Source organism: Sphaerospermopsis reniformis (assembly GCF_005402885.1).
GTDB classification, from domain to species: Bacteria; Cyanobacteriota; Cyanobacteriia; order Cyanobacteriales; family Nostocaceae; genus Sphaerospermopsis; species Sphaerospermopsis kisseleviana.
On record NZ_BJCE01000198.1, the window covers coordinates 1 to 10,173 of the forward strand.

General features: G+C 36.7%; 5 protein-coding genes and 1 rRNA gene. 4 read left to right on the forward strand and 2 right to left on the reverse strand.

The genetic code is table 11. The features are described 5' to 3' along the window. The coding region (locus FFR48_RS21110; protein ID WP_236104136.1) for a thiamine pyrophosphate-dependent enzyme at positions 1–341 on the reverse strand (341 nt) is incomplete at its 3' end. Positions 342–1,561: 1,220 nt separating this feature from the next. Here FFR48_RS21110 and FFR48_RS21115 point away from each other — a divergent pair. The 4 genes from FFR48_RS21115 (at position 1,562) to FFR48_RS21130 (ending at position 9,433) form a co-directional block, all read left to right on the forward strand. Then, complete coding sequence (locus tag FFR48_RS21115; protein WP_137668733.1) at positions 1,562–3,904, forward strand: IMS domain-containing protein; 2,343 nt, start codon at positions 1,562–1,564, stop codon at positions 3,902–3,904. Positions 3,905–4,038: 134 nt separating this feature from the next. Next, on the forward strand, positions 4,039–6,090 hold the full coding sequence (argS, locus tag FFR48_RS21120) for an arginine--tRNA ligase (RefSeq protein ID WP_137668734.1): 2,052 nt from the start codon (positions 4,039–4,041) through the stop codon (positions 6,088–6,090). A gap of 218 nt (positions 6,091–6,308) precedes the next feature. After that, positions 6,309–6,698, forward strand: coding sequence for a hypothetical protein (locus tag FFR48_RS21125; RefSeq protein ID WP_137668735.1), 390 nt, complete (start codon positions 6,309–6,311; stop codon positions 6,696–6,698). Between the two features lie 410 nt (positions 6,699–7,108). Beyond that, positions 7,109–9,433 (forward strand): WD40 repeat domain-containing protein, encoded by a 2,325-nt coding sequence (locus FFR48_RS21130; RefSeq protein WP_137668736.1) that lies wholly within the window; start codon positions 7,109–7,111, stop codon positions 9,431–9,433. 624 nt (positions 9,434–10,057) lie between these two features. Here the strand turns inward: FFR48_RS21130 and rrf are convergent. After that, positions 10,058–10,173: ribosomal RNA gene (gene rrf / locus FFR48_RS21135) — 5S ribosomal RNA — on the reverse strand; the annotation flags it as partial.

Below are 10,173 nucleotides of genomic sequence, written 5' to 3' on the forward strand. Positions count from 1 at the left end.
CCACCGCGCCCTTTGCTGCATCCTGTGGCCTTACCAAATAATTCTGCCATTACCTCTCTAGCTGGTACTCCTGCACTCAAAGCGTGAACGTGGTCACGGTAGGTACTGGAAACGAAGTCTTCACCAGGTCGCATTGCTCCCCGAATAATACCACTGGAAACGGCTTCTTGTCCGTTGTACAGGTGGACAAAACCAAACATTTTTCCCCGGTAGTACATTTCGGCGCATTTGTCTTCAAAAAAGCGCCCTAAAGTCATGTCTTCGTATAATTCCAGTCCTTCTGCTTTGGTAATCTGGACTGTAGAAGTATCAAATTTGGGTAACGTGCGTTCTTGAACCATTATTGTGAAGTATCCCTGTCGTAAAAGTTAAAGCTACGGTTTTAAAGTTATAGCAGGAGTCAGGAGTCGTAGGGGCGAACTAGGGGCGAAGTAGGGGCGAAGCATTCGGAAAATAACCTGTGATCAAAATTGATAATTTATCGCCCGAATGCTGATGCTTCCAGCACGCTTCGCGAACGCCCTTACAGGAAAATAGCCTTGGACAAAAATTGATCATGGGTTGCCCGAATGCTTCGCCCTTACAGGAGTCAAGAGTCAAGAGTCAAGAGTAAAACGGCCTTAGTATCTGACCTTGAAATTAGATTCTCCACCTCATTTCTCTGTAATCTGCTGTAAGCAAGTCTTAATAATGTTAGCTGGAAATAGGGCAGCCTTGGTAAAAGTCAATCTGCTAACTATAAAATCTTCATTTCTGACTTAAAAAAGATTGGTATGGAATAGTTAAGGTGTAATTTTGCCATTTTTTAATGTTTATTGCCTATTTTTGGTCTTTGGTGTCGTAACTGTGGCTTTTTATGTTCGCTCTTTAAGTTAGCAATCAGAATAGTCGTTTTTCTGCATAGCCATTAACAATTTTCTGATCTTAATATCAGGTCTGCCTCAAAAATCTTCTTCCCTACTCTTTCTTGGTGTTGCCACAGTCATTGAAATTTTTTGTGTAAAAATTTACTCCTTCTTAAGTAATGGTCATAAAAAATTAATCGTGCTATATTGTGTTATTAAGTTATCAGGATTAATCAATTGTAGTGCAGTTTTATTACTAAGACACTGTAAACAGCTAAAACAAATTACGAATTTTATATTATAGTTGGTTCAACATCTCTACCACTATCAAAAGCTTTAGTTGTGTGTTGAAATGTAAAAGTCTGATAAGAGTATATCTATAATTTAGCAGATATATATAATAAGGCAAAGATACATTAAACATACATAAGGCAATGATAACCGAAAGCTAATTTACTTCAGGCTAGTGCATCAGGTAATATCTTGGGGGAAATACTGGTGCTGTGCTAAATCAACAGCTGAAAATAATTCTGGGGATATATTTATTCTTAGCAAGAAACAAAAAAAACTGTTACGATATACACTCAACTGGTATATTATACACGGTATTGTTAAAGCTATGATTATGGCACGGTTTTACAAGCCTGGAATGCTCTAGGTTAATCATGTCCGTCTCTGGGAGATGCCACGTAAACACAGTGCAGGGGAAGTAGGCTGTGCGAATTCCGCTTGATTACTACCGAATTTTAGGACTACCGTTGGCGGCAAGTGAGGAACAATTGCGGCAAGCTTATAGCGATCGCATTGTTCAATTGCCAAGACGGGAATATTCCATTGCAGCTATATCCTCTCGTAAACAACTCATAGAAGAAGCTTACGTGGTTTTATCAAATCCCAGAGAACGCAGTACCTACGATCAGGCTTATCTAGCCCAAGCATACAATCCAGATCGGCTTGGGGCAACATCGCTATTAGAAAACAGCACCGAAACCATTAACCGCAATCACGATGTTCAAAGTCTCAGCATCGAAATTGCCCCAGATGAATTAGTGGGTGCTTTATTGCTTCTCCAAGAGTTGGGAGAATACGAATTAGTGCTGAAGCTAGGTCGTCCACACCTAGTAAATAGAAATAAACCCGCAGGGGTGAAAATAGGATCTCATCTTAACAGTGAGGAATTTTTTGCCAGTCCTGAACTGCCAGATATTATTCTCACAGTGGCTTTAGCTTGTTTGGAACTGGGACGGGAACAATGGCAGCAAGGTAATTATGAAAATGCTGCTATATCATTGGAAACTGGGGAAGAATTACTAATGCGTGAAGGTCTGTTTCCTAATGTGCAAGCGGAAATTGCCGCAGATCTGTGTAAGCTACGCCCCTATAGAATTCTAGAGTTGTTGGAACTACCTCTAGAAAAAACCAAAGAACGCCGTCAAGGTTTAGAATTATTACACAGTATTTTAGAAGAGCGGGGTGGAATTGATGGTAGTGGTAATGACCAATCTGGTTTAAATATAGATGATTTTCTGAGATTTATTCAACAGTTACGCAACCATTTGACAGTTGCAGAACAGCATAAATTATTTGAAGCTGAAAGTAAGCGTCCTTCTGCTGTGTCTACATATTTAGCAGTTTATGCCCTAATCGCCAGGGGTTTTGCCCAACGTCAACCAGCTTTAATTCGTCAGGCAAAGCAAATGTTAATTCGTCTTGGTAAGCGCCAAGATGTGCATTTAGAACAGTCTCTCTGTGCTTTGTTACTTGGACAAACCGAAGAAGCAACTCGTGTTTTGGAACTAAGTCAGGAATATGAAGCTTTAGCTATTATTCGGGAAAAATCTCAAGATTCCCCAGATTTGTTACCAGGATTGTGTTTGTACTGTGAACATTGGTTACAACAAGAGGTATTTCCTCATTTTCGAGATTTAGTCAAAAAACAAGCTTCTTTAAAAGAATATTTTGCTGATAAACAGGTACAAGCTTATTTAGAAGCTTTACCAAAAGATACACAAGCAACTGATGAATGGACTACAATTAATAAACAGTTTTTTACCTCACCAACAATTAATAGTACCCGTTATCACAGCTATCACAATGTTAGTAATGGGATTAATCATGGGGTTAGTAATGGGACAGTAAATCACAACTATACACCTGATCCTGAGTTTTACACCTCAGCACCCAGCGAAGTACCCGAATCTGCTAACTATTCTCCACCAGAATGGCATTCTAGGCGATACAGCAACAGTCACACCCCAGAAATGCCAGAACCGTCGGCGACAGCAGAAGAGGCAGGAACTGAATATTACCAGCAAATCAATGCCGGTAATTATGATGTAACGAGTCAAACTAAAAAGCGTAGAAGGTGCAAGCCCGTTGCAGTTAATAGTCGAAGTCTGGTTTCGGAACATCAACATTCTCATGCTCGACGACGGCGCACTTTTGCTAACTCATTAGATGCAAAAACTCGCTTAGTTTGGCTGGTGTTTCTATCTATGGGAGGTTTGTTAGTTTTTTGGTTGTTAGTTTCTACAGTCTGGGGATGGTTTAACAATGTGTTTTTCCCCGAACCAACTGTCCAGGGAACACCCTTGGCTATAGAATTGAATCAACCACCAGTCACCATTCCTGAACCCAATAGCAGCAAACCAGAAGTACCTGAAGGTCAATTGACACCAGCGATCGCCCAGGACGTGATTGAAAAGTGGTTATCCACTAAAGCCGCTGTTTTTGGTCCAGATCATCAAATTAATCGTTTAAATGAAATTTTAACTGTTTCTGCAATACCACAATGGCAATCAATTGTCAAGCAGGATATAGCGGAAAAACGCTATCGCAAGTATGAACATGATGTCAAGGTAGAATTTGTCAATCAAACCAGCAATATGTCAGATAATGCCGTGGTAGAAGCTACAGTAAGGGAAGTTACCCACTTTTATCAACGAAATCAATTTCAACAGACTTCTCAGGATCGCTTGCGGGTGCGTTATGATTTAATTCGCAAACAAGGTTCTTGGCGGATTCAAGGAATGACAGTGGTTAAAACACTGAACAGTTAAAATAATTCGTAATTCGTAATTCGTAATTCGTAATTAACTGTTATCAAGTTAAAATAATCAAGCATTTGGCAATATAACAATTTCTAGCAGCCGATCGCACCTTTAATACAGATCAGAACAAATAAGATTTGAACATGAAAGCTACACAAGAACAACTAAAAATTAAACTACAACAAGCTTTGGCGGCTGCATTTGGAGCAGATTATACTCAAGTAGATCCCATTTTAGTACCTGCAAGTAATCCTAAATTTGGTGATTTTCAAGCCAATGTGGCTTTATCTTTGAGTAAAAAATTGGGAATGCAACCAAGAGCGATCGCCACTGCTATTGTAGAAAAATTAGATGTATCAGAAATTTGCGAACCACCAGAAATTGCCGGACCTGGTTTTATTAATTTAAAATTACAAACATCCTATCTCGAAGCACAACTCAACGCCATTAAAACAGATCTCCGTTTAGGAGTTCCCAAAGTACAAAACCCACAAAAGGAAATAGTTGATTTTTCTAGTCCCAACATTGCCAAAGAAATGCACGTAGGACATCTACGTTCTACAATTATCGGTGATTGTATTGCGCGGATTTTAGAATTTCGCGGACATGAAGTATTAAGATTAAATCATGTCGGTGACTGGGGTACACAATTTGGGATGTTAATTGCTTATTTGCGGGAAGTTTACCCCGAAGCATTAACTACTGCTAACGCTTTAGATATAGGAGATTTAGTTAGTTTTTATCGCCAAGCAAAACAAAGATTTGATGCAGATGAAAACTTTCAAGAAACAGCACGTCAAGAAGTCGTAAGATTACAAGCAGGAGCAGAAGATACCCTTCATGCTTGGAAACTATTATGTGAACAATCAAGAAAAGAATTTCAAGTAATTTATGATTTACTCGATATCAAATTAATTGAAAGAGGAGAATCATTTTATAACCCCTTATTACCCAAAGTAGTAGCAGATTTAGAAACAGCAGGATTAGTAGAAGAAAACCAAGGAGCAAAATGTGTTTTCTTGGAAGGTTTTACTAACAGAGAAGGTGAACCTTTACCCTTAATTGTTCAAAAAACAGATGGCGGTTATAACTACGCCACCACAGATTTAGCAGCACTACGTTATAGAATTGAAGAAGATCAAGCAAAACGGATAATTTACGTTACCGATGCAGGACAAGCAAACCACTTTGCTCAATTTTTCCAAGTTGCTAAAAAAGCAGATTGGATACCAAATGATGTGGAAATTGTTCACGTTCCCTTCGGTTTAGTTTTAGGAGATGACGGGAAGAAATTTAAAACTCGTTCTGGGGATACAGTCCGGTTAAAAGACTTATTAGATGAAGCAATATCTCGCTCTCGAACAGATTTAGAAGCAAGATTAAAAGAAGAAGGTAGAGAAGAAACAGAACAATTTATTAAAAATGTTGCTGATATCGTTGGTATTAGTGCGGTAAAATATGCCGATTTAAGCCAAAATCGCACTAGCAATTATGTTTTTAGCTATGATAAGATGCTTGACCTGAAAGGCAATACAGCACCTTATATGCTATATGCTTATGCTAGAATACAAAGCATTGCTCGTAAAGGTAGCATTGAAGCCGAAAATCTGAAAAATAATGTAGTCGTTAAAAATTTACAGGTTAGTGCGAAGTGGCGGAAGATGATTGTTCCTATAGGAATAAGTATAGGATCAATAATAGCCAGCAAAATAGCAATTAATGTTTTGAGTGCAATTAATGAAATACCATTAATATCTCCTTTATTTGAATTAGTAGGTATTAGTTATAGTAGCTGGTTTATTTACAGGTATCTACTCAAAGTAGATGAAAGGAAGAAACTGGTCGGAAAGCTTGCAAATTTTAAGGAAAACTTATTTGGCAAATACGACCAAAAGCAAAATGAAGAAATCAAGACTCATTTTATTTTGCAAGAAGAAACTGAGATTTCTTTAGCAAAACACCTATTACTATTAGATCAAGTAATTAATGAGGTTGAGAAAGATTTGTTACCAAATCGTTTATGTGATTATTTGTATCAGTTGAGTGGTAAGTTTAATAAGTTTTATGAAAGTTGCCCAGTTCTGAAATCAGAAGAACCCATCAAAACATCACGTTTGATGTTATGCTATTTAACAGCAAGAACCCTAAAACTAGGATTAGATTTGCTGGGAATTAAAGTTTTAGAAAGGATGTAGTAAGTAAAAGCTGTTGATAGCGAAAAGACGCAGAGAGAAATTATCTTCTTTTGCGTCTTTTTCAAATTCAGGCACTTATGCTATTCCAATACGTCGTATAAACTGTTGTACTAGCAATAGTCATATTTGGAAAGCATACCCTTGCTTTTCTTAGTCTTTATTTCTCTATCACTTCCTTTCTTTCTTTGCGTCTTTGCGTCTTTGCGTGAGATATAAAAATGAAACCAGTATTTATTATCAAAACACTCATCACATCCTTGGGTTTCTTAGTATTATTAAACCCCAGTCAAGCATCTGCACAAATTGTACCCCAACCTTGGGTTTCCGTCGGTGGAAAAGATGGAGACGTTACTTACGCTGTAGGTGCTAAAGCATTAAGTTTAGGTGTAGAAGTAGGAACAGGTGAAGACGGTGCTACAGGTGCAGATGTCTTAAAATTCATCAATTTACCTGTAATTTCTCCTTACGTTGGAGTTGGTTACTATTCAGAAGATAAAGGTGTAGCTTTTTCCGGTGGTGTACAAGCAAACGCCACGAAACATATTTTTCTCGGTGCGGGATACCATTCTATACGCGGTTTCAATGGACAACTAGGAATAAAATTCTAATTATCCAAAAATTAGGAATTTGAGACAATAATCATAGCTAAAAATAGCAGCTATTAGCTAAAATTTAGAGTTTACATTAGTCTCAACTCAATCAGGCCAATTTATAAAAATAACAAACTAAATTCCTCAATATATATGGAAATTTGCTAGTCAAACATTAGCTAGGTTGTCAATTTAGCCGATGTTTGACATTCTTATGGTTGCTATCAGTTGATTTATATTGTAATCTTTAGTTAGTCACTCAAAACTATGCCCTAAGATAGTAGCATAGGGAATATGTATTAATTTTCTCAATCATCAAAGGTAGAAGTAGGTCAATAAAATTACCTGTGTGGAAATTTCATAGTTCGTGTAATTAAGTTAACAAAAGATTTGGATTAATTGTATTAGATAGTCATTAGGATTTTTTTATGCAACCAGGATTAAATCTACTCATTCAACTGGTGTTAGAGTTTGCACCTGTAATGGTAAACATCATCCACAAGCAAACATCAAGTAACTCAAAAACAGACAATTCGCCAATTTTTCAAGTAATTCAAGATTTCATTCACACAGTAGATAATGTTACAAAATTAGATATTACTAAAACTGAATTGAACCAACAACAGCAATTAGCAGTTTACCATCATGCCACACAATTAAAAATAGCTAATCAAGAAAAAGAAACAGCAATTAGACTACCAGAAGTGCATAAAATTCTGGATAATTGGCCATTGAGATTATATCCTTCCCAACTTTTAGAATCTTCTATTAATTATCAACACACACCATTAAAAGTTTTGTTAGCAGCACCACAAATACAGTTTGATAAATTTGAGGTGCAACCTTCAAAATTTACTGATGAAATTGAACTAAAATTAGCTGAAGGTTTGCGTGAATTTATCAATAATTATTATTCTTTGCATCATCAAGAAAGACCCATAGAATTTTTAGCTGGTGCTTGGGATAGTAAACGGTTTCATAGTGAATCTAGCATCAAGGCTTTATTTAGTGCTTTAAAAAACCAACCTACTTTAATTTTAGAATCAGAAAAAGATGGAGATTGTCTAAATTTCCGCATTGGTTATTGGGGATTAGGACAAGATAAGTATTACTATAAAACTATTTCTAAATTACCCTATAAGCAAATTTTACAAGATTCTGCTAAAAATCGGGCTTTAGAATGGAGAAATGTTAAAAATCAATTGTTAGCATTAGGTCAAGATTTAGAAGTAATTAACGATTTAGGTAAAGAGAAAAACCGCAATTTGGTAATTTTAGAGAAGATAGAAAAATGGCAATCTCAAGGAATAGATGTTAGTCATTTATCAGTAGAATATGAAATTTCTTCCCAAGACTGGGAATATCTTTATCAAGTTTTAATTACCTCTCATTGTTTAGTTACTGCTTGGGTGACAGATGTTTATCACTTGGTGCATTATGATGTACCTCCCTTGTTACCAAAATTGCTACCAAGTTTAATTAATGAAGGAATAGATAGACAAGTTTTAGAGGTAATTACTGATAGTTATAAACAACTTTACGAAGCTTTCAAAAATGAAAGACGGTTAAAAGTTCCAGAAATTGCTTTACAATTAGCTCAAAGTTTATCTCATGTTTCTAATTCTTTTTGGTTACAGGAACAAGTTGATTACTCCATTAATACCTGGTTGCAAATACGGCAAGTATCATTAACAGAAGTCACTCACCCATTAAAGGCAATGCAACTAGCATTGAAAATCGATGATGAGAATTATATCACTACTTTAAAACAATATTTTGCCGCTATTGGTGATAGCAATAATCTTGTTTATGTAGAGAGTCTTTTAGAAGAAATAGCCATTCTGAAAAATAATCGTAATTTGGGAATGGCGCATCTTAATTATACTCTCAATGGACATTCTGGGAAAGTTTCTTCTGTAGCAATAAGTCCAGATCATGAGATTTTAGTTAGTGGATGTGCAGATAAAACCATCAATATTTGGAATCTACAAACAGGTAAATTAATTCGCACTCTCACAGGAAATTTAGGTGCTGTTTCGTCTGTAGCTATCAGTCCAGATAGTAATTTTTTGGCTGTGGGTAGTTGTGAACATCCACAAAGTAATGTCAAAGTATGGCATTTGAACACTGGTAAACTAATCCATACACTTTTAGGACATCAAAAACCAGTTAATGTAGTCACAATTAGTCCCGATGGTAAAATTCTCGCTAGTGGCAGTAATAAAATCAAAATTTGGAATTTACAAAAAGGAGAAAGAATTTGTACTTTGTGGCATTCATCGGAGGTTCACGCGGTTGCCATAAGTCCTGATGGTACAATTCTCGCTAGTGGCAGTTCAGATCACAAAATTAGATTGTGGAATCCCCGCACAGGTGATCATTTACGTACTATTGCAGGTCATTTAGGAGAAGTTACATCAATAGCTATCAGTCCCAATGGAGAATATTTGTTTAGTGGTAGTGCTGACTCTACTATTAAAATTTGGCAGTTAAGTACAGGTAAGTTAATAAATACTTTAAATGGACATACAAATAAAGTAAAATCTTTGGCTGTGAGTCCAAATTGTGAATTTATCTGTAGTGGTAGTGCTGACTCTACTATTAAAATTTGGGATATTTCTACAGGTGAAGTTTTACAAACTTTAACAGGACATTCTGGGGTAGTAAATTCTATTTCCCTGAGTGCGGATGGTAAAGTTCTTGCTAGTGGTAGTTCAGATAAAACTGTTAAAATTTGGCAATTGATGAAATAGGAAAGTGAGAATTTAATGGAATTAATAGAACAATTTAGACCAAATCCTCAAAATCCCTATCCAATAGCAGAACATCACCGAGTTTGCTTTATTAAAAACTGCATCAAATCACCCAATATTATGATTGGTGACTGGTGATGACTCTTTAATTATTGGTAAGTTTTGTGCGATCGCCACTCATGTAAAATTCATCATGAACGGTGCAAGAATCTATTTATTTACAAAATTTATTCTGACGCACCTTATCAATGTGCCAGTTGCGTAAGTCCTGTGTAGTATTATTTTAGTTTTTTACCTAGTTTTGGAGGTTTGCGCTACGTTTTTTTATACCAATACAGCCAGTTAGGTAAATGCTATTATAGAACTACGCTCTAGGCAAGAGACAATAAGCAAGAGTCCAATACTGTTCGGTTAAGGATTTTTCTAGGTTGGGTTGAACGAAGTGAAACCCAACAAACCCTTGTAAATGTTGGGTTATGCCTTCGGCACGCTTCGCGAACGTTCCTCAACCCAACCTACGTTATTTCGTTGTTTTGGGCTTAACCTTCAATATAAACTTTCTACAGTCGCCAAAACAAAAACCCCCTCTAAATAAATAGAGGAGGCATTGTTGTTAAATATTAAACCTGGCATCGAGCTATTGTGACAGAGGGCAACCCCTCAACTATCGTCGCCGCAGCAGCGTTTCACCTCTGAGTTCGGGAAGGGATCAGTGTGGTTCCACCGCGCCATAGACACCA

What these genes read in the sequence shown, in the direction of transcription:
- argS (WP_137668734.1), top strand. Translation starts at nt 4,039, where the DNA reads ATGAAAGCTACACAAGAACAACTAAAAATTAAACTACAACAAGCTTTG.
- FFR48_RS21125 (WP_137668735.1), top strand. Translation starts at nt 6,309, where the DNA reads ATGAAACCAGTATTTATTATCAAAACACTCATCACATCCTTGGGTTTC.
- FFR48_RS21130 (WP_137668736.1), top strand. Translation starts at nt 7,109, where the DNA reads ATGCAACCAGGATTAAATCTACTCATTCAACTGGTGTTAGAGTTTGCA.